The 25,015-nt window shown below is 66.6% G+C and carries 22 protein-coding genes; 4 read left to right on the top strand and 18 right to left on the bottom strand.

The annotated features are described in order from the left end of the window. Positions 1-4: 4 nt before the first annotated feature. Positions 5-355 carry a RidA family protein gene (locus IB255_RS16520; protein WP_081515376.1) on the bottom strand — a complete coding sequence of 117 codons (351 nt, stop codon included), beginning with the start codon at positions 353-355 and terminating at the stop codon, positions 5-7. 25 nt (positions 356-380) lie between these two features. After that, complete coding sequence (locus tag IB255_RS16515; RefSeq protein ID WP_081515375.1) at positions 381-1,637, bottom strand: D-amino acid dehydrogenase; 1,257 nt, start codon at positions 1,635-1,637, stop codon at positions 381-383. A 130-nt stretch (positions 1,638-1,767) separates the two neighbouring features. Here IB255_RS16515 and IB255_RS16510 point away from each other — a divergent pair, with 130 nt between their 5' ends. Together IB255_RS16510 and IB255_RS16505 are read left to right on the top strand one after the other, a co-directional pair. Next, a complete protein-coding gene (locus IB255_RS16510; protein ID WP_081515374.1) occupies positions 1,768-2,679 on the top strand; it encodes a LysR family transcriptional regulator in 912 nt (303 codons plus the stop codon). 130 nt (positions 2,680-2,809) lie between these two features. Further along, on the top strand, positions 2,810-3,694 hold the full coding sequence (locus IB255_RS16505; RefSeq protein ID WP_081515373.1) for a tetratricopeptide repeat protein: 885 nt from the start codon (positions 2,810-2,812) through the stop codon (positions 3,692-3,694). 115 nt (positions 3,695-3,809) lie between these two features. On the opposite strand, the gene hutG is transcribed toward IB255_RS16505, so the two are convergent. The 9 genes from hutG to IB255_RS16460 all read right to left on the bottom strand — a co-directional run bounded on the left by hutG (position 3,810) and on the right by IB255_RS16460 (position 14,985). Further along, positions 3,810-4,613 (bottom strand): N-formylglutamate deformylase, encoded by an 804-nt coding sequence (gene hutG / locus IB255_RS16500; RefSeq protein ID WP_081515372.1) that lies wholly within the window; start codon positions 4,611-4,613, stop codon positions 3,810-3,812. 132 nt (positions 4,614-4,745) lie between these two features. Beyond that, complete coding sequence (gene hutI, locus IB255_RS16495) at positions 4,746-5,942, bottom strand: imidazolonepropionase (protein ID WP_192210566.1); 1,197 nt, start codon at positions 5,940-5,942, stop codon at positions 4,746-4,748. Next, positions 5,939-7,471, bottom strand: coding sequence for a histidine ammonia-lyase (gene hutH / locus IB255_RS16490; RefSeq protein ID WP_081515370.1), 1,533 nt, complete (start codon positions 7,469-7,471; stop codon positions 5,939-5,941). The genes hutI and hutH (IB255_RS16490) overlap by 4 nt, the downstream gene beginning before the upstream one ends. 49 nt (positions 7,472-7,520) lie before the next feature. After that, positions 7,521-8,336, bottom strand: a complete 816-nt coding sequence (locus IB255_RS16485) for a quaternary amine ABC transporter ATP-binding protein (RefSeq protein ID WP_081515369.1) — start codon at positions 8,334-8,336, stop codon at positions 7,521-7,523. Further along, a complete protein-coding gene (locus tag IB255_RS16480; RefSeq protein ID WP_045215843.1) occupies positions 8,333-9,187 on the bottom strand; it encodes an ABC transporter permease in 855 nt (284 codons plus the stop codon). The genes IB255_RS16485 and IB255_RS16480 overlap by 4 nt, the downstream gene beginning before the upstream one ends. 62 nt (positions 9,188-9,249) lie before the next feature. Next, a complete protein-coding gene (locus tag IB255_RS16475; protein WP_081515368.1) occupies positions 9,250-10,221 on the bottom strand; it encodes an ABC transporter substrate-binding protein in 972 nt (323 codons plus the stop codon). Between the two features lie 79 nt (positions 10,222-10,300). Next, positions 10,301-11,713 (bottom strand): purine-cytosine permease family protein, encoded by a 1,413-nt coding sequence (locus IB255_RS16470; protein WP_192210565.1) that lies wholly within the window; start codon positions 11,711-11,713, stop codon positions 10,301-10,303. 205 nt (positions 11,714-11,918) lie between these two features. Further along, a complete protein-coding gene (gene hutU, locus IB255_RS16465) occupies positions 11,919-13,586 on the bottom strand; it encodes a urocanate hydratase (RefSeq protein ID WP_081515366.1) in 1,668 nt (555 codons plus the stop codon). Between the two features lie 385 nt (positions 13,587-13,971). After that, positions 13,972-14,985 (bottom strand): ABC transporter substrate-binding protein, encoded by a 1,014-nt coding sequence (locus IB255_RS16460; RefSeq protein ID WP_081515365.1) that lies wholly within the window; start codon positions 14,983-14,985, stop codon positions 13,972-13,974. A 235-nt stretch (positions 14,986-15,220) separates the two neighbouring features. Between IB255_RS16460 and hutH (IB255_RS16455) the strand changes: the two genes are divergently transcribed. Beyond that, positions 15,221-16,750, top strand: coding sequence for a histidine ammonia-lyase (gene hutH / locus IB255_RS16455; RefSeq protein ID WP_081515364.1), 1,530 nt, complete (start codon positions 15,221-15,223; stop codon positions 16,748-16,750). Positions 16,751-17,282: 532 nt separating this feature from the next. Here hutH (IB255_RS16455) and IB255_RS16450 read toward each other — a convergent pair. Together IB255_RS16450 and hutC are read right to left on the bottom strand one after the other, a co-directional pair. Further along, the gene (locus tag IB255_RS16450; RefSeq protein WP_081515363.1) at positions 17,283-17,873 is read right to left on the bottom strand and encodes a HutD family protein; all 591 of its coding nucleotides are present in this window, start codon (positions 17,871-17,873) and stop codon (positions 17,283-17,285) included. Beyond that, the gene (gene hutC, locus IB255_RS16445) at positions 17,870-18,580 is read right to left on the bottom strand and encodes a histidine utilization repressor (RefSeq protein WP_081515779.1); all 711 of its coding nucleotides are present in this window, start codon (positions 18,578-18,580) and stop codon (positions 17,870-17,872) included. The genes IB255_RS16450 and hutC overlap by 4 nt, the downstream gene beginning before the upstream one ends. A 235-nt stretch (positions 18,581-18,815) precedes the next feature. Between hutC and IB255_RS16440 the strand changes: the two genes are divergently transcribed. Beyond that, positions 18,816-20,180, top strand: coding sequence for a formimidoylglutamate deiminase (locus IB255_RS16440; RefSeq protein ID WP_081515362.1), 1,365 nt, complete (start codon positions 18,816-18,818; stop codon positions 20,178-20,180). 85 nt (positions 20,181-20,265) lie between these two features. Here IB255_RS16440 and IB255_RS16435 read toward each other — a convergent pair whose 3' ends face one another. From IB255_RS16435 to estP, 5 genes are all read right to left on the bottom strand, one after another. Continuing rightward, positions 20,266-20,829 (bottom strand): lipocalin family protein, encoded by a 564-nt coding sequence (locus IB255_RS16435; RefSeq protein WP_081515361.1) that lies wholly within the window; start codon positions 20,827-20,829, stop codon positions 20,266-20,268. 37 nt (positions 20,830-20,866) lie between these two features. Continuing rightward, on the bottom strand, positions 20,867-21,121 hold the full coding sequence (gene bamE / locus IB255_RS16430) for an outer membrane protein assembly factor BamE (RefSeq protein ID WP_081515360.1): 255 nt from the start codon (positions 21,119-21,121) through the stop codon (positions 20,867-20,869). Positions 21,122-21,194: 73 nt separating this feature from the next. Then, positions 21,195-21,800 carry a DUF924 family protein gene (locus IB255_RS16425; RefSeq protein WP_081515359.1) on the bottom strand — a complete coding sequence of 202 codons (606 nt, stop codon included), beginning with the start codon at positions 21,798-21,800 and terminating at the stop codon, positions 21,195-21,197. Then, on the bottom strand, positions 21,800-22,813 hold the full coding sequence (locus IB255_RS16420) for a class 1 fructose-bisphosphatase (protein ID WP_081515358.1): 1,014 nt from the start codon (positions 22,811-22,813) through the stop codon (positions 21,800-21,802). The genes IB255_RS16425 and IB255_RS16420 overlap by 1 nt, the downstream gene beginning before the upstream one ends. A gap of 232 nt (positions 22,814-23,045) precedes the next feature. After that, entirely contained in the window at positions 23,046-24,953 is a 1,908-nt protein-coding gene (estP, locus tag IB255_RS16415) for an esterase EstP (RefSeq protein WP_081515357.1), read from the bottom strand. Positions 24,954-25,015: the final 62 nt, after the last annotated feature.

The following is a 25,015-nucleotide window of genomic DNA, read 5'->3' as shown; positions in this document are numbered from 1 at the left end:
AGGTTCAGGGGCGCGCGGCGATCACCGTGATTTCCACCAGCACCGACGGCCGCGCCAGCAGCGCCTGCACCGTGGTGCGGGTCGGCGCGCAGCCTTCGGGCAGCCAGGCGGACCAGATGCCGTTCATGGCTTCGAAGTCCGCGGCGATGTCCTTCAGGTAAATGGTCGCGCTGAGGATGTTCGCCTTCCCGGTGCCGGCTTCAGCCAGTAGTGCGTCGATCTTCGCCAGCACCTCGCCGGTCTGGCCCTGGATATCGGTGGCCTGACCGGGCACCTGCCCGGAAAGGAACACCAGCGAGCCGAAGACCATAGCGCCGGAAAGGCGGTCGTTGGTGGCGATGCGTGTGAGTTGCATGGTGGGTCTCCTAAATCCGATGGAATCAGCCGGCCAGCCGTTCGGGGGTCAGGCCGCTGGTGTCGATGGCGGGTTTGCTCCCACTGATCTGCGCGGCGATCAGCTGTGCGCTGCCGCAGGCCAAGGTAAAACCGAGAGCGCCGTGACCGAGGTTGAGCCACAGGCCGCGCGGCCCGCACGCGCCCACCAGCGGCACGCCAGTGGGTGTGGCCGGGCGCATGCCGGCCCATTCGATGGCGGCGCCGTAATCGCAGGCGTTGGGCAGGGTATCCGCCGCCTGCTGGCGGATCAGCGCCAGCCGCTTGGGCTCCAGGCTCGGGTCGAAGCCGACGATGTCGACCATGGCGGCAATGCGCAAGCGCTCGCCGATGCGCGCGTAGACCACCTTGCGGTCGTAGTCGGTCAGGCTCACGTCCGGCGCGTGATCATTGGCGCGGATCGGCGCGGTCAGGCTGTAGCCCTTCAGCGGATAGAGCGGCAGACGCGGCCCGCGCGGCAGCAGTGCTGCGCTGCGGTAGCCGGCGGCGAGCACGACGTGATCGGCCTCGAAGCTTTCCACACCAGCCGCCCCGCCCGCCTCCACGCCTGCCACCGCGCCGTTGCGCAGAATCAGCCGGGATGCCGGATGGCCATAGAGGGTGCGGCAGCGCCCGGAAGCCTGAAGCCGCTCCGCCAGCCGCTGGCAGAACAGGAAGCAGTCGGCAACCTCCTCGTCCGGCGTATGGATGCCACCGACGAAGGGCGCGCGCTCCAGCGCCGGGTCCAGCTCGCGGCATTGCTGCGCCGAGAGGACGAATTGTTCGGCAGGGTCGGACAGGTTCTGCCTCGCACTGAGGAAGCTGCCTTCATCGCGGAAGGCCACCAGCTTGCCGTTGCGCCGCCAGTCGAAGCCGTCCAGCCCATCCTCGCGCCACTGCGCCAATGTAGCCTGGCTGAACAGGGCAAGACGCAGAAGGTGTTTGGCGTTGGCCTGGTTCACCGAGCGCCGGCAGGCGGCGGTGAACTCCAGCAGCCAGCGCCATTGCGCCGGGTCCAGGCGCGGGCGCAGGCGCAGCGGCGAGTCCCTGCGCAGCAGCCAGCCCAGCGCCTGCTGCGGCACGCCGGCATCGGCCAGCGGCGCGACATAGCGGTAGGACAGCTGGCCGCCGTTGGCGAAGCTGGTTTCCAGCCCGGCCTGATCCCGCGCCTCCAGCACGGTGACGTCGAAGCCTTCGAGGACCAGCGCCTGGGCCGTGGCCAACCCGACCACGCCCGCGCCGATGATGCAAACCCGCTGTGCCATTGCCTTCTCACTGCCCATCCAAACCTGGCCTCGACCTTAGGCGCGAGTGACAGGCGGCGAACAATGAATAAATATGGGTAACCCATAAACCAGGGTTATACCCTGGCGAATCCGCCTACGGAGGCAAGCCATGCGCCTGCGCCATATCGAAGTGTTCCAGGCCATCCGCGAGACCGGTTCGGTCAGCGGCGCTGCGCAACTGCTGCACGTCTCGCAGCCGGCGGTGACCAAGGTGCTGCAGCATGCCGAGCAGCAGTTGGGCTTCCCGCTCTTTCTTCGTGTTCGCGGAAAGTTGCAGGCGACACCCGAGGCGCTGGAGCTGGAGCGCGAAGTGGCCAAGGTCAGCGAAAGCCTGCAGGGCGTGCGGCGCCTCGCGCAGAGCCTGCGCGGCCAGCCGGAAAACCGCCTGCGCGTGGGCGCCACGCCGGCGATGGCGCTATCGCTGCTGCCGCCAGTGATTCGCGAATGGACCGACCGCTACCCGCAGAGCAGCTGCGAGCTGGCCACCCAGCACTCCCGCGAACTGGTGCAGAACCTGCTGATGCGCGAACTCGACCTCGCCCTGACCCTGCAACAGACCGACCACCCCGGCCTGCGCTCGCAGCCCATCGCCAGCGGCCCGCTGGTCGCCCTGGCGCCGCGCGGCCACTGGCCGGCGGAGCACCTCGGCCAGCCCCTGACACTGAACGAACTGGCCGGCGAACCGATGATCGGGCTGTCCACTTCCGACCCGCTGTCCGCCCGCCTGGAAAGCCATCTGGCCAACGTCGAACCGCCACCGCGCGTGCGCATCGCGGTGCAGACCTATGCGTTGGCAAGAACGCTGGTGGAAGCCGGAACGGGATTGGCGCTGGTCGACCCCTTTACCGCCCTGGGTGCAGACGAGCGCCTGACAGTGCAGCGAACCTTGTCACCCACCGTAAAGGTGACGCTCTATGCCCTGACCCGCGCCGACGAAACCCCGCCGCACACCCAGGCGCTGCTGCTGGAAATGCTGGTGCGGCATGCCGAGAAGCAACTGGCGCAGCACCGCTTCGAATAGTTTTCCCGGCAGTGCGGGCAAGCAGACCAGGCGGATCAACATCCTTGGTTTAAAGTGGCGCCCCATCTGCGCCCGTCTTCACTCATGGGCGTTTCAGGACACCGTTGAACCGGAATCGACAAGGAAAGCCATGTCTCGCGAGCAAGCCGACGCACTGCACCAACAAGCCATGAACCTGGACGACCAGGGCGATAGCGATGCGGCTTTGGCGCTGTATCTCCAGGCCATCGAGCTCGCACCGGAGAAGTCGGAAACCCACTACAACATCGGCCTGATCTACAAATACCGCGGCGACTGGCCGGCTTCGCAGCGCTACAACCAGCAGGCCGTCGACCTGACGCCGGACGATGAAGCGGCCAACTGGAACCTCGCCATCGCCGCCACGGCGCTGCGCGACTGGAGCTGCGCGCGGGCCGTGTGGAACCGGCTCGGGATCGCCATCGAGCTGGGTGACCAGCCCATCGAGGCCGACTTCGGCATGACCCCGGTGCGCCTGAATGCCGACGAGAGTGCCAAGGTCGTATGGGCACAGCGCATTGACCCGGTGCGCGCCAGCCTGCTGAACATCCCCTACCCGGATTCAGGCTTCCGCCATGGCGACATCGTCCTGCACGACGGCGCCGCGGTCGGCTACCGCGAAAACCAGGGCCGCGAATATCCGGTGTTCAACGTCCTCGAGCTGTTCACCGCCTCCCCGCACAGCACCTACGAAATCGACCTCCGCCTCGGCTCGCCGGAAGACCTCGACGAGCTGCAGCAACACCTGGATGAGCTGGAGATCGCCAACGAATCCTGGTCGAAGAACGTGCGCGTGCTGTGCCGCCAATGCTCGGAAGGCCACCCGCACGAGCAGCACGATCACGAGCTGGAGGAAGAGGAAAGCTGGCAGCAGGAGCAGTTGCTTGCCGTCGCTACCAACGACGAAGCCCAGTTGCGCGCGGTCCTGGCCGACTGGGCGAACGATCAGCGGTGCGTCGAGCACATCGAATGCACGCTGGAAGGTGTGCGTTCCTGAAGCGATGTTGCGAATGAAAAGACAGCCCCCTGCCGCACCGGGGAAGCGCCGCCGAGATGCGTGGTCCGGCGGCGCCGCGCCGACAGTCCCGGCGCGGCAGGAAGCTGCGTAAAACTCAGCGGCCGTAGCGCTCGCGGCCCCAGGCGATGAAGGTTTCCAGCAGGCGCCGGAGCACCTGGGCGGTCGGCGCGGCGAGGTCTTCGCGGTAGCCGAAGGGCGCGTGCTCATCCATGTAGTTGCACTGCGCGATCTCCAGTTGCACCGCGTGCACGTTGTCCTGCGGCTGGCCGTACTGGCGGGTGATGTGCCCGCCCTTGAAGCGGCCGTTGAGGATGTGCCGGTAGGCCGGCGCATCGGCGCACACCGCGACCAGTCGCTCGGCCAGTTCCGCGTCGCAGCTCGCGCCGCTGTTGGTGCCGATGTTGAAGTCCGGCAGCTTGCCGTCGAACAGGTGCGGGATCACCGAGGCAATCGAGTGGGCGTCCCACAGCAGCGCGTAGCCGAACTCGGCCTTCAGGCGCGCCAGCTCCCCGGCCAAGGTGCAGTGGTAGGGCGTCCAGACTTCGGCGAGGTAGCGCGCGCGCTCTTCGGCAGACGGCGTCTGGCCGTCCTTGAACAGCGGGCGGCCGTCGAACAAGGTATCCGGGTAGAGGCCGGTGGTGGCGGTGCTGTACAGCGGCTTGTCGTCGGCCGGGCGGTTGAGGTCGATGACGTAGCGCGAGTAGCCGGCAGCCAGGGTGCTGGCGCCCAGTTCGTCGGCGAAGGCATAGAGCTGCGGGATGTGCCAGTCGGTGTCGGCCAGCTCGCGGGCTTCATCTACCAGGCCGTTTTCCACGGCTGGGGTCAGGCGGATGCCGGGGTGCGGCATGCTGATCAGCAGCGGTACGCGACCGCGTTTGAATTCGAGAACGTTGTCCATGGGGCTATCTCCAGTACGGGCGAGATGTACGCATTGCGTGTAGGAGCGAGGGGGACGCCATCGTTATTGCTCGCGAACCGAGCTCCGCAGCAGGGCTGTTCGCGAGCAATCTCGCTCCTACGAAGAGCAGACTCACAGCTCTTCGCCGTGACGAATGACGCGCTTGGGCAGGTCGCCTCCGAGCCAGTAGGCGAGTTCGGCGGGGCGCTGGATGTCCCAGGCGATGAAGTCGGCGACCTTGCCCGCTTCCAGGCTACCGTGGCTGCCGGCCATGCCCAGTGCGCGCGCGGCGTTGAGGGTGACGCCGGCCAGCGCTTCTTCCGGGGTCAGGCGGAAGGCGGTGCAGGCCATGTTCAGCATCAGGCGCAGGGACAGCGCGGGCGAGGTGCCGGGGTTGAGATCGCTGGCAATGGCGATGTTCACGCCGTGCTTGCGCAGGGCATCCATCGGCGGCAGCTGGGTTTCGCGCAGGACGAAGAAGGCGCCCGGCAGCAGCACGGCGACGGTGCCGGCCTCGGCCATGGCGATGGCGTCGCTCTCGTCCATGAACTCCAGGTGGTCGGCGGACAGCGCGCCATAGCGCGCAGCGAGGCTGGAGCCATGCAGCGAGGACAGTTGCTCGGCATGCAGCTTCACCGGCAAGCCCAGGCACTGGGCTGCCTGGAATACCCGCTCGACCTGCGCCGGCGAGAACGCCAGGTGCTCGCAGAAGGCGTCTACCGCGTCCACCAGCCCCTCTTCGGCCAGCGCCGGGAGGATGTGATTGCAGACCTGCTCGATGTACTCGTCAGCGCGGCCGGCGTATTCCGGCGGCAAGGCGTGGGCGGACAGGCAGGTGGTGCGCACCGTCACCGGCAGCTCCTGCTCCAAGCGACGGGCAACCCGCAGCATGCGCTGCTCGCTGTCCAGGTCCAGGCCGTAGCCGGATTTCACTTCCAGCACGGTCACGCCATCGGCCAGCAGCGGGCGGGCGCGCTTGATGGCGCTGGCCAGCAGTTCGTCCTCGCTGGCTTCGCGGGTGGCGCGCACGGTACTGGCGATACCGCCGCCGGCTGCGGCGATCTCGGCATAGCTGACACCGTTCAGGCGCTGCTCGAACTCGCCGCTGCGGTCACCGCCGAACACCAGGTGGGTATGGCAGTCGATGAAGCCGGGCGTGACCCAGGCGCCGCCCAGGTCGGTGCTCTGGATGGGGCGTTCGGGCAGTTCGGCGCGCGGGCCGATCCAGCTGATGCGCTCGCCCTCGGTGATGATCGCGGCATCCTCGATGATCGAGTAACGGCCGTCCTTCATGGTCGCTGCGTGGCAGTGCTGCCAGAGGTGTCTCATTGCAGTCTCCCGATGCTCGCGCCGACGCTGTGCAGCGCCGCCGGGTTGGCCAGCAGCTCGGCGGCGCGGGCGATGTCCGGCGCCAGCCAGCGATCGCTGTCATAGGCCGGCACCTGCTCGCGCAGCAGGCTCCAGGCGCAGTCGGTGCCGCTGCCGAAGCGCTGCGGCTTGAGGAATTCGAAGGCCTGGGCGGCCAGCAGGTATTCGATGGCGAGGATGCGCCGGCTGTTGTCCAGGGCGCGGCCGAGCTTGAGCGCGGCGCTGGTGCCCAGGCTCAGGTGGTCTTCCTGCAGGCCGGAGGTGACGAAGTTGTCCACCACCGCCGGCTGCGCCAGCTGGCGGTTCTCGCCGGCCAGCGAGGCGGCGACGTACTGCACGATCATCATCCCCGAGTTGACCCCCGGCTGGCTGACCAGGAAGGCCGGCAGGCCGCTGACCAGCGGGTTGATCAGGCGGTCCAGGCGTCGCTCGGAGACCCCGCCCAGCTCGGCCACGGCGATTGCCAGCAGGTCGGCGGCCATGGCCACGGATTCGCCGTGGGGGTTGGCCTGGGACACCACCCGGTAGTCGTCCGGCGTACCCAGCACCAGCGGGTTGTCGGTGGCGGAATTGAGTTCGGTCTCGATCTGTTTCGCCGCATGCTCCAACTGGTCGCGGCAGGCGCCGTGGATCTGCGGCATGGAGCGGATGCTCAGGGCGTCCTGCGTGCGCACTCCCTTGCTGCAAGCGATCACTTCGCTGCCCTCGAGCAGCGCGCGCAGGTTGGCGCCGACCTTCTGCATGCCCGGATGCGGCTTGAGCGCGATGATCTCGGCATCGAACGCGTCGATCTGCCCGCGCAGGGCTTCGAAGCTCATGGCGCCGATCACGTCGGCCCACTGCGCGAGGCGGTTTGCCTCGTCGAGGGCGAGGCAGCTCAGGCCGGTCATGCAGGGTGTGCCGTTGACCAGGCAGAGCCCGTCCTTGGCGCCCAGCTGCACCGGCTCCAGGCCTTCGGCGGCCAGCGCCTGGAAGGCCGGAACCACTTCGCCGCGATAGCTCACTTCACCGATCCCGAGCAGCGCCACGCCGACATGGGCCATGTGGGTCAGGTAGCCCACCGAGCCCTGTGCCGGTACGCGCGGGGTGATGCCGTGGTTGAGCAGCGCCAGCAGTGCTTCCACCACGCGACGGTGCAGGCCGGATTTGCCATGGCTGTAGTTGGCGATGGCGGCGGCGATGATCGCGCGGGTCTGTTCGTCCTTGAGCGGCTCGCCCACGCCGCATGCATGGCTGAGCAAGGTGTTGCGCGACAGCTGCGCCAGTTGCTCGCCCTGCAGCACCACGTTGCACAGCGCACCCAGGCCGGTGCTGATGCCATAGGCCCGCTCGCCCCGGCTGACGATGCTCTCGACGATGCCGTGGGCGTTGTCGATGCGCGCCCAGGCGGCCGTCGACAGTTGCAGGTGCGCGCCCTGGCGGGCCACCTCGACCAGGTCCTGCCAGCGCAGCGGGCCGTTGCCGAAGGTGATGGTGGAAGAGGACGACATGCGGAACTCCTGTAGGCGGGGAAGCCCCCTTCCCCGCCGGCGAATGGTGTTACAGCGCGGCGACGCGGCGCTGGACGAAGCGGTCGACGTACTCGTCGGCGGGCTTGTGCAGGATGTCGGCGGGCGCGCCCACCTGGATCAGCTGGCCGTCCTTGAGGATGGCGATCCGGTTGCCGATACGCACGGCTTCATCGAGGTCGTGGGTGATGAAGACGATGGTCTTGTGCAGGGTCTTCTGCAGCTCCAGCAGCTGGTCCTGCATATCCGCGCGGATCAGCGGGTCGAGGGCGCTGAAGGCTTCGTCCATGAGGATGATGTCGGTGTCCGCGGCCAGTGCGCGGGCCAGGCCGACGCGCTGGCGCATGCCGCCGGAAAGCTGGTGCGGGTAGGACTTCTCGTAGCCCTTCAGGCCCACGGTGGCGATCCAGTGCAGCGCGCGCTCCTGGCACAGCGCCTTGCTCTCGCCACGGATCTTCAGGCCGTAGGCGACGTTGTCGAGCACGCTCTTGTGCGGCAGCAGACCGAAGCTCTGGAACACCATGCTGATCTTGCGCCGGCGGAAGTTCTCCAGCGCGGCCGAGTCATAGGCGAGCACATCCTCGCCATCCACCAGGATCTGCCCGCTGGTGGGGTCGATCAGGCGGTTGAAGTGGCGCACCAGGGTCGATTTGCCGGAGCCGGACAGGCCCATGATGACGAAGATTTCCCCGGCCTCGATGGATAGCGAGAGGTCGTTGACGCCGACCACGCAATCGGTGGCGGCGAGCACCTCGGCCTTGCTCTTGCCCTGGCGGATCATCGCCAGCGCCGCATCGGCCTTGGCGCCGAAGATCTTGTAGACGTTCTTGACCTGGATCTTGCTCATTTGCTGGCCTCATGGTGGCGCGAGCGGCCGTATGCCTGGGTGATGCGGTCGATGACCACGGCGAGGATGACGATGGCCAGACCCGCTTCGAGCCCCTTGCCGACGTTGAGCGTCTGGATGCCCACCAGCACGTCCTCGCCCAGCCCACGGGCGCCGATCATCGAGGCGATGACCACCATCGACAGGGCCATCATGGTGGTCTGGTTGATGCCGGCCATGATGCTCGGCAGCGCCAGCGGCAGCTGCACGCCGAACAGTTGCTGGCGGCGGTTGGCGCCGAAGGCGGTGATGGCTTCCATCACCTCGCGGTCGACCTGGCGAATCCCCAGGTCGGTGAGGCGGATCAGCGGCGGAGCGGCGTAGATCACGGTGGCGAAGATCGCCGGCACCTTGCCCAGGCCGAACAGCATCAGCACCGGGATCAGGTACACGAAGCTGGGCATGGTCTGCATGATGTCCAGCATCGGCAGCAGCACGGCGCGGAAGCGGTCGCTGCGCGCGGCGACGATACCCAGCGGAATGCCGATCAGCACCGAGATGATGGTCGCCACCATCATCAGCGCGAGGGTCTGCATCAGCTTGTCCCACAGGCCCACGGCGCCTACCAGGAACAGCAGGCCGACGATGACCACGGTCGGCAGGATGCGCCGGGTGGCGTGCCAGGCGATGCCGGCGACGATGGCCAGCATCAGCCACCAGGGAGTGGCCCGCAGCACGCTCTCCAGGTTGACGATGGCCCACAGCAGGGTGTCGGAGATGTGGCGGAACACGTCGCCGTAGTTGGTAACCAGGGCATCGACCCAACCGTTGACCCAGTCGGCGATGGAGAAAGTGAAGCGTTCGGGAAACATGGCACGTACTCGTCAGGAGTGGGCATCACCGGGGAAGCAGAGCCTCCCCGGATTCGGCGGCGTCAGAGCGCGGCCTGGACCTTCTTCGCAGCGTCCTCGCTGACCCAGGTGGTCCACACTTCCGGGTGCTCCTTGAGGAAGGCCTTGGCCAGTTGCTCGGAGGAGAGTTTCTCCTTGGCCATCTTCGCCAGGTTCTGGTTCAGCAGGTCGATGGGCAGGTTGACCTTCTCCAGCACCGCCACCAGTTCCGGGGCCTGATCGTGGAAGGCCTTGGACAGGCCGACCTGGATCTTCACATCCTTGTTCACGCCCGGCTCGTCCAGCTTCACCAGGTCGGCCTGGCCCATCAGCGGCGTCGGCGACCAGTAGTAGAAGAGGATAGGCTCCTTGCGCTTGTAGCTCGACAGCACGGCGGCATCCAGGGCCGGGCCGGTGCCGGGGCGGAAGTTGGTGTACTTGTCCTCGAGGCCGTACTTCTTCAGCATCTCGGAGTTTTCCAGCTCGCAGGTCCAGCCGGCCGGGCAGTTGTAGAAGCGGCCCTTGCCCGGCTCTTCCGGGTCGCGGAAGACTTCGGAGTACTGCGCAAGGTCGGTCACGGCCTTCAGGTTCGGCGCCTTGGCTTCGATGTTGCGCGCCTTGTCGCCCTCGATCACGAAGCGCGGTACGTACCAGCCCTCGGTGGCGCCGACGATGGGCGCGCCCACGCCGACCACTTTGTTCGCGGCGGCGGCCTTGTTCCAGGCGTCGCTGCGGCCGATCCATTCCTCACTGAATATCTGGATGTCGTTGTTCGCCAGCGCCTGCTCCATGGTGATGGAGTTGCCCGGCAGGCTGTCGGTTTCGCAGCCGTAGCCGTTCTTCAGGATGATCTGCATGAGGTCGGTGAGCAGCATGCCGCTCTCCCAGTTCAGCCCGGCGAACTTCACCGGCTTGCCACTCTCGCACCAGCCGGCGGCCTGGGCCGATGCCAGGGTGCCGCCCAGCAGTCCGGCGGACAGGAACAGGCCCAGCAGCGTCTTCTTGGTGTTGTTCATCTGATGCTCCTAAACGTGAATGAGGTTGGGCAGTGCAAGGGCCGCGCGAGCTTGTAGCTGCGCAGCCGGGCCGGTCTGTTCAGGTGCGGGCCGGCAGGATCAGCCGGTCCGGTACTGCCCGCGTGACGCGGCGGGCGACCAGGTAATAGAGAACGGCCGGAACCACGAGGCCGATGATCCAGGAGATATCCACGCCACCCAGGGCATCCACCAGCGGGCCGGTGTAGAACTTGGTGGAGATGAAGGGCAGCTGCACCAGCACGCCGATCACGTAGACGCTGATGCCGGGGATGTTCCAGCGGCCGTAGCGGCCATCGGGATCAGCCAGCGCCGGCACGTCGTAATGCTCGCGGGTGATGCAGTAGTAGTCGACCAGGTTGACCGCGCTCCACGGGGTGAAGAAGGCCAGCAGGAAGAGGATGAAGGACTTGAAGGCGCCGAGGAACGAATGCTGGCCGAGCAGCGCGATCAGGGTCGCGGCGCCGACGATCAGCAGGACGAATACCAGGCGCTGCACGCGGCTCACTTCCAGGTGGCCACGGAAGCCGCTGATCACCGTGGCGATGCACATGAAGCTGCCGTAGGAGTTCAGCGTCGAGATGGTGATCTTGCCGAAGGCGATGCTGAAGTACAGCAGCGCGGCGACGGCGCCACTGCCGCTCAGGCTGACGATGTAGGCCACTTCATGGCCGGCGAACTGGCCGTTGGCCCCGGCCGCGGCGAACACGCCGAAGATCATCGCCACCTGCGCGCCGATCACCGAACCTGCGCCCACGGCGAGGAAGGTCTTCACCGAGGAAGTCTTGCTCGGCAGGTAGCGCGAGTAGTCGGCGACATAGGGGCCGAAGGCGATCTGCCAGGACGCCGCCAAGGACACCGCGAGCAGGAAGCTGCTCCAGCTGAAATGACGAATCTGCAGCAGCGCGCTGACGTCGGTCTGGTTCACCAGGCGGCTGAACAAGTAGATGAAGGCGATCACCCCGATGACGCTGGCGATGCGACCGATCACGTGGATCACCCGGTAGCCGAGCACGGTCACCAGCACGATCACGCTGGCGAACATCAGGATGCCGACGCTGTCGCTGACGCCGAACAGCTGGCCCAGCGCCTGGCCGGACAGCACCGTGCCGGTGGCGGTGAAGCCCAGGTACATCAGGCACACCAGCACGATCGGAATGGCCGCGCCGTAGACGCCGAACTGCACGCGGCTGGAGATCATCTGCGGCAGGCCGAGCTTCGGCCCTTGCGCGGCATGCAGCGCCATCACGCCGCCGCCCAGCAGCTGGCCGATGAGCAGGCCGATCAGCGACCAGAACACATCGCCGCCCAGCACCACGGCCAGGGCGCCGGTGACGATGGCGGTGATCTGCAGGTTGGCACCCAGCCACAGGGTGAACTGGCTGTAGAGCTTGCCGTGGCGCTCGGCCTCGGGGATGTAGTTGATCGAACGCACTTCGATCAGGGGTTTGGAGCTATCACTGGCCTGGGACATCGTTATTGTTCTCCCGAAGGGATTTATTGTCTGTCGATGTACTGCTGCTTCACGGACCGGGCCGCCGCACGACACCGTGCGGCGGCCCTCTCCCTGGTCCTGAATTTCTGCTACCGAATTACCGGTCCGTAGGGCGCATAACGCGCCAGCGTTATCCGCCGACACAACGGCGGATAACCTGTTCCAGGTTATGCGCCCTACGCGATTACTTGCCGGTGATCATCGGCAGGTTCAGGCCCTGCTCCTTCGCGCAGTCGATGGCGATCTGGTAGCCGGCGTCGGCATGGCGCATCACGCCGGTGCCTGGGTCGTTGGTCAGGACGCGGGCGATGCGCGCCGCCGCTTCGTCGGTGCCGTCGCAGACGATCACCATGCCCGAGTGCTGGGAGAAGCCCATGCCCACGCCGCCGCCGTGGTGCAGCGAAACCCAGGTGGCGCCGCTGGCGGTGTTCAGCAGGGCGTTGAGCAGCGGCCAGTCGGACACGGCGTCGGAGCCATCCTGCATGGCCTCGGTTTCACGGTTCGGGCTGGACACCGAGCCGGAGTCGAGGTGGTCGCGGCCGATCACGATCGGCGCTTTCAGCTCGCCGCTGCGGACCATTTCGTTGAACGCCAGGCCGAGCTTGGCGCGCTGACCCAGGCCGACCCAGCAGATGCGTGCCGGCAGGCCCTGGAAGCTGATGCGCTCGCGGGCCATGTCCAGCCAGCGGTGCAGGTGGGCGTCGTCCGGGATCAGCTCCTTCACCTTGGCGTCGGTCTTGTAGATGTCCTCGGCGTCGCCCGACAGCGCGGCCCAGCGGAACGGACCGACACCACGGCAGAACAGCGGGCGGATGTAGGCCGGGACGAAGCCGGGGAAGTCGAAGGCGTTGTCCACGCCCTCTTCCTTGGCCATCTGGCGGATGTTGTTGCCGTAGTCGAAGGTCGGGATGCCCTGCTTCTGGAACTCCAGCATGGCTTTGACGTGCACGGCCATGGACTGCTTGGCGGCTTTCACCACGGCTGCCGGGTCGGTCTGAGCGCGGTCGCGGTACTGTTCCCAGGTCCAGCCGGCGGGCAGGTAGCCGTTGAGCGGGTCGTGGGCGGAAGTCTGGTCGGTGACCATGTCCGGACGCACGCCGCGCTTGAGCAGTTCCGGGAGGACTTCCGCGGCGTTGCCCAGCAGGGCGATGGAGATGGCCTTGCCTTCGGCGGTGTACTGGGCGATGCGCGCCAGGGCATCGTCGAGGTCCTTGGCCTGCTCGTCGACGTAGCGGCTGGCGAGGCGGAAATCGATGCGGCTCTGCTGACACTCGATGTTCAGCGAGCAGGCGCCGGCCAGGGTCGCGGCCAGCGGCTGGGCGCCGCCCATGCCGCCCAGGCCTGCGGTTAGCACCCAGCGGCCCTTGAGGTTGCCGTCGTAGTGCTGACGGCCGGCCTCGACGAAGGTTTCGTAGGTGCCCTGGACGATGCCCTGGCTGCCGATGTAGATCCAGGAGCCGGCGGTCATCTGGCCGTACATCGCCAGGCCCTTGGCATCCAGTTCGTTGAAGTGTTCCCAGTTGGCCCAGTGCGGCACCAGGTTGGAGTTGGCGATCAGCACGCGCGGGGCGTTGGCGTGGGTCTTGAAGACGCCGACCGGCTTGCCCGATTGCACCAGCAGGGTCTCGTCTTCATTCAGCTCCTTCAGGGTCGCGACGATCTTGTCGTAGCACTCCCAGTTGCGCGCGGCGCGGCCGATGCCGCCGTACACCACCAGCTCCTTCGGGTTCTCGGCAACTTCCGGGTCGAGGTTGTTCATCAGCATGCGCAGCGGCGCTTCGGTCAGCCAGCTCTTGGCGTTCAGTTGGGTGCCGCGCGGGGCACGGATTTCGACGTCGCGGAATTTGGTCACGGAAGGCTCCTTCGCTTTGCTCGGGTCGTTGGCCGTGGGGGCGGCCTGGCGGTTCGTTCGACGGTGTCGAGGGGTCGCCACCATCATGTCTATGCTTGTATGTACAAGTATAAGCAAAGCGAGGGCCAACCTTGGCTGGCGGGGTATTCCGCCAGCTATTCACCTAGATCAACTGATTGATTTATAAGGATTAAAACAGAATTCTAGTGATTCGCTGGCGGCTGACAGACATCGCTGTCCTTCAGACAATTGCACCAAAAGCAGGCTTCGCTGCACCGTTTCGTTGCGTTCGGTAACACCGCTCGCTACCAAGGGACACAGGTTATATAGACAAGCTATGTCCGAGCAGGAAATGCAAGTCGGCAGCGAACCGCATACTGCCGCGCTACTTCAACGCCGCATCGATCCGCGTCGCCGCCTCCGCCGTCACCCACTTCGACCACAGCTCCCGATGCTCGCGGAAGAACGTCGCCCGCACGTCCGCCACGTCCCGGTGGTGCTCGGCCATGTCCGCCAGCAGCGCGTTGAACAGCGGCAACGGCAGCTCGACCTTCTCGAACACCTGCACCAGCGCCGGCGCCTTGTCATGGAAGTCGCGGGACACGCCGATGCTGATCTTCGCCGGCAGCGAGCGCGAGCCCTTCGGGTTGGGATCGTTGACATCGGTCAGGGTCTTCCACGCCGCCTCGTCGAACGGCGGCTCCTCCAGTTGCACCAGCTTGAAGCGCCCCAGCAGCGGCGTCGGTGCCCAGTAATAGAAGAGCACCGGCTTGCCCTGGGCGATGGCCGAGCTGATCGCCGCATCCAGCGCAGGGCCGGCGCCGGTGCGGAAGTTCACGAAGCTGTCCGTGAGCCCGTAGGCCTTGAGCTTCTGCGTGTTGACGATCTCGCAGGTCCAGCCGGTGGGGCAGTTGTAGAAGCGCCCCTTGTCCGGCTCCTCGTCATCCTTGAACAGCGCCTTGTACCTGGGCAGGTCGCTGACGGACTTCAGCTCCGGCGCGGAGGCCTTGATGCCCCGCTTCGCGTCGCCGTGCACCACGTAATCCGGCACCCACCAGCCCTCATTCGCGCCCTTCACCGTCTCGCCCACGGAGAACACCTGGCCGGCCTTCTCCGCCTGCTGCCAGACGGTGCTGCGCCCGGCCCATTGCTCGCCGGTGACCTGGATGTCGTTCTGCTTCAGCGCGTTCTCCATGGTCACGGTGTTACCCGGCACGGCGTCGGTCTGACAGCCGTAGCCCTTCTCCAGGATGAAGCGCAGCACGTCGGTGGTGAACATGCCGCTTTCCCAGTTCAGCCCGGCGAACACCACAGACTTCGGGTAGGGGCAGGCGGCGAAAGTCTGCGCGCACAGGCCCAGGGCCAGCAGCAGCGCGAACAGGCAACGGGGGGTGGACATGGGCGTCTCCGGGCGCGTTGGTGTCCCATTGGGTTTAGCCGCCGATCCGCGTTTTGCCCACGACCATCGGACTGGAAATGCCACCGGCGGTGACATTCACTCCCTCCATGCACCACCGCACGCCAGGGTGAAATGCCGAACCACGCGCCCCTGCGTGCCATGGCATAGCGATTGCTATACCTGTATATACAGGAACGATCCACGGTAACACTTTCACCGAACCCAGGATGCTGACATGTCCGAAACCCTGCTCCTGACGCCCGGCCAGTTCGACCTCGACCAGCTGCGCGCCATCTACCAGTACCAACCCGACCTGCAGCTCGCGGACCATTGCCGCGAAGCCATCCTGCGCAGCGCGCAGACGGTCAGCCAGATCATCGCCGACCAGCGCACCGTGTACGGCATCAACACCGGCTTCGGCCTGCTGGCGCGCACCTCCATCGCCGAGGACCAGCTCGCCACCCTGCAGCGCAACCTGATCCTCTCCCACTGCACCGGCACCGGCCCGCTGCTGGACGACGCCAGCGTTGCACTGATCATGGCGCTGAAGATCGGCTCCCTGGCGCGCGGCTTCTCGGGCGTCGGCCTGCCGGTGATCGAGACACTGCTCAAGCTGTACCAGGCGCGGGTCTACCCGTGCATCCCGTCGCAAGGCTCGGTGGGCGCCTCGGGCGACCTCGCGCCGCTGGCGCACATGTCCTCGACCCTGCTGGGCGTCGGCCAGGTGCGCCATGAAGGGCGCATCCTCGAAGCCACCGAAGGCCTCGCCATCGCCGGCGCCGAGCCGCTGGTGCTGGGGCCCAAGGAAGGCCTGGCGCTGATCAACGGCACCCAGGTTTCCACCGCGCTGGCCCTGCGCGGGTTGTTCGCGGCGGAGAAGCTGTTCATCTCGGCCGTGGTCGCCGGCAGCCTGACGGTGGAAGCGCTGAAGGGCTCGTTCGTGCCCTTCGATGCGCGCATCCAGGAAGTACGCGGCCAGCCGGGGCAGATCGCGGTTGCCGCGCTGTACCGCGAGCTGCTGCACGACAGCCCGATCAACCACTCGCACATCGACTGCAAGCGCGTGCAGGACCCGTACTCGCTGCGCTGCCAACCTCAGGTGATGGGCGCGTGCCTGGATCACCTGCGCTTCGCCGCTGGCGTTTTCCTGCGCGAGGCCAATGCCGTTTCCGACAACCCACTGGTGTTCAGCGCTGACGGCGATGTGCTGTCAGGCGGTAACTTCCACGCCGAGCCGGTGGCCATGGCCTCCGACGTGCTGGCGCTGGCGATCTCGGAGATCGGTGCGCTGTCCGAGCGGCGCATCGCCCAACTGGTGGACCCGGCGATGTCCGGGCTGCCGGCCTTCCTGGTCAAGGAAGGCGGGCTGAACTCCGGCTTCATGATCGCCCAGGTCACCTCGGCGGCCCTGGCCTCGGAAAACAAGACCTGGGCCCACCCGGCCTCGGTGGACAGCCTGCCGACCTCGGCGAACCAGGAAGACCACGTCTCCATGGCCACCTTCGCCGCCCGCCGCCTGCAGGACATGGCCGGCAACAGCGCCGGCGTGGTCGCCATCGAATTGCTCGCCGCCGCGCAAGGCGTGGACTTCCACGCGCCGCTGCAGAGTTCTCCGCAACTGCAGGAAGTGCGCACGCTGATCCGCAGCCAGGTGCCGCACTACGAGCAGGACCGCTACTTCGCCCCGGATATCGCCGCGGCGCGGGCGTGGGTGGAGGATGGGGTGATGAGCCGCTGGATCGGTTACGCACGACTGTACGGCTGATAGATGGCGTTTTACGCCATCGCGGGCATGGCCCGCTCCTACACGGGAACACCGTGCCATGCGGTTCGCGAGCAAGCTCGCTCCTACGAAGAGCCAGCTGTGAAGACTTCCAGAGAAATGTCCAAGCACTCCGAACGGCCCCGTTCAGGAGGCCTCGTTGAAGCGGAGTTTCAGGGGTTGAGCGGCATGGATGCCGCGAGAGCTGCGATGGGCCAGGGACGGCCCTTCGCAGCGTGCCCCTGAAACTTCGCTTCAACGAGGGAATTTTTCGCCTAAGCGAAAAACCGGATGTCCGGGGCAAGACCTTTTGGTTCCTTTTGGGGCGTTTGCCAAAAGGGACTCGCCCGAGGGGGCGAAACAAGGAGTCCGCGCGTACGCCGAAGCGGCGCCGGAATGCCCAAGTCAAAGCAGTGCCGTAGGGCGGGTGGAGCGGAGCGATACCCATGCGGATTGCCGCGCTGTGATTAATGGGTATCGCTTCGCTCCACACATCCTGCAAATGCAAAGGGCGCCTCCCGGCGCCCTTTTCTGTTCAGCGTGCATCGAGTTCAATCACGCAGATATCCGCACTCCCCACCACCGTCAACCGCCACTCGCGCAACGAACCGTCGCCCTCGGCGATCAATGTGTCATGCAGGCCCAGCACACCGCTGGCCGCGCCGTTGAGGCTGACATGGATGCCCTCGCCCGCACTGAACAACAGCACGGTCGAAGCGCTGCTGAAGAAGTGCACCGAGCCATCCAGCTTCAGCCATTGCAGGCGCGCACGGTAGCGAGCTGGCGAATAGATCAGGTTGAAGTCGCGGATCGCGCCGCCCAGCAGCGTGCAATCCACCGCACTGGCGCCATCGAAGGCAAAGGCATCGAGCGCGCGCAGGTCGCGGGAGTCGGCGCCGTCCACCTTCAGCCGCATGCCCTTGCCTTCCAGCACGCTGATGACCCGCTGGTAGCCGGTGAACGCGGAGAACGGGCCCGGTGCGCCGACGTCGGCGATGGACACGCGCCAACCGAAACCTTCCAGGCCGTCGCCAGCGTCGCGGACGATCTCGCGGGTGGTGCCCGCGCCGTTCTTCCAGGGCATCGCCGGGTAGTCGGCGGCGCGCAGCAACTTCATATCGGTCATGAGCTGAAACGTCCTTCCAGGCGGTAGCGCGAACCCGGATACAGCAGGCGCGCGCTGGTGACGGTATTGCGCCCCGACCAGGTACGCCGGCGGATCAGCAGGCACGGCTCGTGGCGGTCCACGGAAAGCAGCTTGCATTCCTCGGGGCTGGGCAGCACTGCCTCGACCACGTGCTCGCCCTCGCTCAGCGGCGCGACTTGCGTAAGGTAGGCGAACGGCGTCTGCCCGGTGAAGTCCTGCTTCATGTACTCCGGCGCCACGGCCGCGTTCACGTAGCGGTCCTCGATCTGCACCGGGATATCGTTCTCGAAGTGCACGATGATCGAGTGGAAGATGCGCTGACCTTCGCGCACGTCCAGCGCCAGCGCGCGCTCGGCGGTGGCCAGTTCTTCGATCAGGCTGACCACCACGCAGTGGTGCTTGTGGCCGCGGGCGGTGATTTCCTCGGCGATGTTCTGCACCTGGAACAGCGCCGACTGGCCCTTGGGTTCGGCGACGAAAGTTCCGACGCCCTGCATGCGCACCAGCAGGCCATCGGCGGTCAGCTCGCGCAGCGCGCGGTTGATGGTCATCCGGCTGACGCTCAGCTCCTCGACCAGCTCCGCCTCGGACGGCACGCGGTGGTGCGGCGGCCAGGTGCCGGACTGGATCTGCTGGACGATCAGCTGCTTGACGCGGGCATACAGCGGCGCGGGAATTTCCCCCATCTGCGCGGCGAGCGACGAACCCTCGGCGGGCGGGGTAGGCGTGGGCGATGCGGGCACGGGGAACTCCTTGTCTGGGCGACGGCGCGAAGCGACTGTGGTCTGACTCCGGCATGTACCGGATTCGACCGGTGCATACAAGTCCTGTGACGACCGCCGGGTGCCTTGCAGTTTACGGCCCCGGCAAACGTCTGTATATGTATATACAAATTCCAAGAAGCTCGCGAGGGCCCTGCGCATGTCCGTCCTGTTCGCCGAATCCGCCCTGCTGCCCTCCGGCTGGGCGCGCAATGTCCGCTTCGAGATCGATGCCGACGGCCTGTTCACCGCGATCACCCCGGGCGCCAGCGCAGAAGGCGCCGAGCGGGTCGCCGGGCCGCTGCTGGCTGGCATGCCGAACCTGCATTCGCACGCTTTCCAGCGCGCCATGGCGGGCCTGGCGGAAGTCGCCGGCAACCCCAACGACAGCTTCTGGACCTGGCGCGACCTGATGTATCGGCTGGTCGGCCGCCTGTCGCCCGAGCAGGTCGGCGTCATCGCCCGCCAGCTGTATATCGAGATGCTCAAGGCCGGCTACACCGGCGTCGCCGAATTCCACTACGTGCACCACGACGTCGACGGCAAGCCCTACGCCAACCCGGCGGAACTGGCCCTGCGGGTCAGCCAGGCGGCGACGGACGCCGGCATCGGCCTGACCCTGCTGCCGGTGCTCTACTCCCACGCCGGCTTCGGCGGTCAGGCGCCCAGCGAAGGCCAGCGCCGCTTCATCAACAGCACCGAAAACTACCTGAAACTGATCGACGGCCTGCGCGCCCACCTGGCGACGCAGCCGCAGCAGGGCCTCGGCCTGTGCTTCCACTCCCTGCGCGCAGTGACGCCGCAGCAGATCGCCGAGGTGCTCGGCGCCGATTCCAGCGGTTGCCCGGTGCACATCCACATCGCCGAGCAGCAGAAGGAAGTCGACGACTGCCTGGCCTGGAGTGGCCGTCGTCCATTGCAATGGCTGTACGAGAACGTCGAGGTGGATGAGCGCTGGTGCCTGGTCCACGCCACCCACGCCGAAGCCGACGAAGTGACCGCCATGGCCCGCAGCGGCGCGGTCGCCGGCCTCTGCCTGACCACCGAGGCGAACCTGGGCGACGGCATCTTCCCGGCGGTGGATTACCTCGCCCAGCACGGTCGCTTCGGCATCGGCTCGGACAGCCACGTATCGCTCAGCGTGGTCGAGGAACTGCGCTGGCTGGAATACGGCCAGCGCCTGCGCGACCAGCGCCGCAACCGCCTCTACGGGCAGAACCAGCCGATGGTCGGCCGCACCCTGTTCGATGCAGCGCTGGCCGGCGGCGCCCAGGCTCTCGGCCAATCCACCGGCGAACTGGCGGTGGGCAAGCGCGCCGACCTGCTGGTGCTGGACGGCGGCGACCCGTACCTGCAGACCGCCCGTGGCGACGCCATCCTCAACCGCTGGCTGTTCGCTGGCGGCGATCGCCAGGTGCGCGACGTGATGGTGGCCGGGCAGTGGCGCGTGCGCGGTGGCCGGCATGCGCTGGAAGAACAGAGCGCCCGCGACTTCGCCCTCGTGCTCCGCGAGCTGCTGGGCTGACCCTGTCACCCATCCTACGTCGAGGCACACGGTGAGATTCGGGAAATGCCGGCCATGAAAAAACGCCCCTCGGGGCGTTTTTTCGTCAGGGCGCGGTGGAGGTCTCCCCCGCCCGCCAGATCAGGTCGTCGGTCTGGTAACCGCGCTCGTGAGCCAGCTCCAGCAGCTTCATGCGGGTGGCGTCCGGCACCACCGGCTGGCGCGAGAGCAGCCAGAGGTATTCGCGGTTGGGGTTGCCGACCAGCGCGGTCTGGTAGTCGTCATCGACATAGAGCACCCAATAATCACCCTTGGCGAGGCCGGGGAAGATCCGCGAGAAGGTGTTGTCGAAGCGCACCCAGAGCTTGTCGGTGCGGCCCGGCACCTGCGCCTCGGCGCGGCCGGTGGCCTGGTCCCATTCGCCGTCCCTGGTCAGGCAGCGGTTGGTTACGGCGATGCTGGCATCGTCCTGCAGGCGGTAGTGGGCTTCGGACTGCGCGCACTGGCGCTGGAAGAACATCGGCTTGCGCGCCAGCTCGTACCAGGTGCCCTCGTAGCGCTTGAGGTCGACCTGCACGGTCTGCGGTGGCTGCTGGGTGGAGCCCGCGCAGCCACTCAGGGCGGCGAGGCAGGCCAGCCAGGTGAGGGATCGAGGGGTGTATCGGCGCATTCTCTCCTCCTTGGCCGCCTGCCCTGCCCGGGCGCTCTTATTTCAAACCCTGGGCGGAGAACAGCAGCACTTTGTCGCCGGCGTACTGGATGCTGATGAAGGCCTTGTCGTCACCCCAGGTGCAGCTGGAAACGCCCAGGGCGCCGGAGCATTCGGTGGGCTTGCCGAGCAGGCTTTCCACTTCAGCCTTGGCCATGCCGGTTTTGATCTTGGAATAGTTCTCCTGGTTCACTTTGCTGCAAGCGGCCAGGACGACACAGAACGCGACGAGCGCGAGGCGGCGGAAGGACATCGACAACTCCATTGTTTTGGGGGGAGGCCAACAAGCTTGGCACAGGGCGACCGGTTCGGCCGCCGGGTTGGAGTCAGAAACGTGAGCCAGGTTCCGTGAGGAACGAAGCTTCTTCAGCCGTGGAGTCGCGGCCGAGAATGGCGTTGCGGTGGGGGAAGCGGCCGAAGCGCTCGATTACCACCTGATGCTTGCGTGCGTAGGCGAGGTAGCCGGCGAACAGCACCTTCTCGCTCTCGCTGGATTCGCCCTGCAGGGCTTCATACAGACGCACTGCCTCGTTCTGGCTGGCCAGGTCTTCGGCGTGCTCCAGCACGATGTAGACAAACACCCGCTCGATGCGCGGCAGCTGGCGGTCGAAACCGGCCTGCAGGCCCTGGCGCACCAGTTGCTGGGCGCGAGCGTCGCCGGCGTAGGCGCGCGGAGAATCGCGGAAGACCATGCGCGGCAGTTGGTCCAGCAGCAGGATCAGCGCCAGCCAGCTCTGCGGCTCGCGCTCCCACTCCTGCAGCCCGCCGTCCAGGGCCTGGCGCACCAGGCCGCCGAAACGGTTTTCCGAGTCCACGTCCTGGCAGCCGCTCTTGCCGAACCACAGCGCGTTGCGCTGGGCGGCGACCTCATTGGCATCCAGCGCAGTGCCGAACCACCAGTCGAGCAGGGTCTGCCAGGGCGCGGTGCTCATCAGCCTTCCAGGTGGTAGGCGGTGGCGCGCTCGACTTCTTCCTTCGAGCCCAGGAACACCGCAACACGCTGGTGCAGGCTATCGGGCTGGATGTCGAGGATGCGCTGGCGGCCGTTGGTGGCGGCGCCGCCGGCCTGCTCGATGATGAAGGACATCGGATTGGCTTCGTACATCAGGCGCAGCTTGCCGGGCTTCTCCGGCTCGCGGGAATCGCGCGGGTACATGAACACGCCGCCGCGGGTCAGGATGCGGTGCACGTCGGCCACCATGGAGGCGATCCAGCGCATGTTGTAGTTCTTGCCCAGTGGGCCTTCCTTGCCGGCCAGCAGCTCGTCGACGTAGCGCTTCACCGGGGCTTCCCAGTGGCGCTGGTTGGACATGTTGATGGCGAATTCGGCGGTGCTGGTGGGCACGGTGATGTTGTCGTGGGTCATCACGAAGCTGCCCAGCTCGCGGTCCAGGGTGAAGCCTTTCACGCCGTTGCCCAGGGTCAGGATCAGCATGGTCTGCGGGCCGTAGATGGCGTAGCCGGCGGCGACCTGGGTGGTGCCCGGCTGGAGGAAGGCTTCCTCGCGCAGGCTGTCGTTCTGGCTCAGGTACTCCTGCGGGCAGCGCAGCACGGAGAAGATGGTACCGACCGAGACGTTGACGTCGATGTTGGAGGAGCCATCCAGCGGGTCGAAGACCAGCAGGTAGGCGCCTTTCGGGTACTTGCCCGGAATCTGGTAGGGGTGGTCCATTTCCTCGGAGGCCATGCCGGCCAGGTTACCGGCCCACTCGTTGGCTTCCAGGAGGATTTCGTTGGACAGCACGTCCAGCTTCTTCTGCACCTCGCCCTGCACGTTCTCGGTTTCCATGCTGCCGAGCACGCCACCCAGCGCACCCTTGGACACGGCGTGGCTGATCTCCTTGCACGCGCGGGCCACCACTTCCACGAGGTGACGCAGGTCGGCCGGGGTGTTGTGACTGCGGGTCTGCTCGATCAGGTAGCGGCTCAGGGTAACGCGGGACATGGAAGACTCCAGGGGAGAAGATGGAAAAAATCAGGGCGCATTCTAGCGTGGAAACGACCGCGATGCCTCCTTGCGCAGAGGCTCGCCGAATGCTTGGAGCCCGCCGCGCACGGGCAGTTCCCCAAAGGCGATCGGCCCCGCGACCTTCGGCCGCGCGGCGAGCGGTGCGCTGGAAAGAAAGCGGGGTGACGGCCGCAACCGCCCGTCACCCCGCGACGCTCGGATCAGACGATCAGAAGTCCAGGCTCAGCGCCAGGTTGATGCCCTGGGCCAGGTCGTCGCTGCTGCGGTGCGCGCTGTAGCCGCCGCGCAGCGACAGCTCCGGGGTCAGCTTCTGGGCGAAGCCGATGGTGGCACGCTGCAGGTGACTCTGCGGGGTGTAGCCCTGCAGGCTGAAGCCGACGTCCGGCAGGCTGGTGAAGTTCATCCCGACGTTCTGGGTGTCGTCGGCGTATTCGCGCTCCACGGCGACCTCGCCGAACAGCTGGGTGTCCTGGGACAGGTCCAGTTTGCCCTGCAGACCGACGCCGAGGCGGCGGGAGTAGCGGTTCTGCTCTTCAAAGGCCAGCGCGGTGGAGCGGCCGCTGTCCTCTTCGTAGCTGTCCACCTTCACCCGCGCCCAGTCGGCACTGACGAAGGGCGACAGGTGCCAGTTCTCGCCACCCTGGGCGATGTCGTAGCCCAGGCGGCCACTGAAGGCCAGGAGGCTGCCGTCGGTATCGGCCTTCTCCTCGACCTCGTGATTGATGATGGAGAACTTCCGATTGGCGTCCTCGTAGTCGAGCTTGCCGCCGGTCACGGACGCGTCAGCCCACCAGCGGTTCTGCTGGAACTGCACGAACAGGCTGCCCAGGTAGCTGCCCAGCTTGTAGTCGGAGTCGTCAGAACCCAGCTCCAGCTTCTGCCGGTAGAAGCCCAGCGAGCCGCCGACACGCCAGGCGTCATCGAGGCGGTAGCTGGTGCCCAGGGTCAGGTTGGCACCGTAGCCGGAGCCGTCGGCCGCGCTGTCCTGATCGTCGTAGTCCAGGTGCTGTGCGCCCCCGGTGACGAAGCCGCGCCACTGGCCGGTGCCCTGCCAGTTTTCCCAGTCCGCCAGCCACTGGCTGCGCAGTTGGTCCTGGTAGGCGTTGTACGTGCCCAGGGCCATTTCCGGCAGCATGGTCGCCTCCCACGGGGCGGAGAGCACCGAGTAGGCGTAGTCGGCGATCAGGCTCTGGCCGGCGATGGTCGGGTGCACGCCGTCGTTGAAGATCAGCTTGGTCGGATCGGGGTTGGTGCCGTGGCGGCCGTACACCGCGTTCTCGGGGCAGCTGTTGCCGCTGAAGCAGGTGCCGATCAGGTTCTGATCGGTGGCCAGGCCATAGGCGCCCGGATTGGCCAGTACTTCCTTGAACATTGCCGGGATGTTCAGCGGAATGACGTTGGCGTCGGAGGCCGCCAGCTGGCTGACCAGCTCCTCGTTGAAGATGCCCGACAGCTGGGTGCCGAAGGACTCCAGCGCGGTGCCATTGGTGGCCGGGGTCTGACCGAGGTCGGGCAACAGCCAGACCATGATGTAGCGCGCTCCGGCGTTGTGCAGCGCATCCACGCTATCCACCAGGCGGCCGGCCGCAGCGCGGGCGGTGGGGTCGTTGGTGATGCGCAGCTGGAGGAAGTCGTTGCCGCCGCCGGTGAGGTAGTAGAGCGCGTTCGGGTCGGCGCGGTTGTTCACCAGGTAGCCGTCGCGGGTGCGGCTCGTGGAACCGGAGGTGACCACCGAACCACCGGCTGCAGTGATCGAATCGTAGATCTGGTCGGTGCGGTAGCCGCCGACTGCCCAGTTGTTGCCGTCCACGGTGCCGGGGACCAGCGAGGTCGAGGGGTTCAGGTCGGTGCCACTGATGCCCAGCTTGCCACCCAGGATCATCGGTGCGGTGGGGCCGAAGATCTCGCCGCTGCCGTCCAGGTAGGTCGGGCCGACGCGGTTGGTGAAGCGGATGCTGGCGCCGGCCGGGCCGCCGGCATCGGCGAACTGTCCGGAATCGCTCAGGCTGTCGCCGAAGACGACCAGGGTGGAATACGGCGAAGGGGCTGCGGAGGCCTGTGCGGCAATGGCCAACGCGCACGCAGCCGCCAGCGGGGTGAGCGCCTTTCTGATCATTCTGCTACTCCATGCTTTGTTGTTATTGGTAATCAGAACAACCCAGACAGTATCAGAATTTC

The organism is Pseudomonas sp. PDM22, from assembly GCF_014851965.1.
Taxonomy (GTDB): Bacteria; Pseudomonadota; Gammaproteobacteria; order Pseudomonadales; family Pseudomonadaceae; genus Pseudomonas.
Note: the sequence above shows the minus strand (reverse complement) of the source record. Positions and strands in the feature narration are given on the sequence as shown.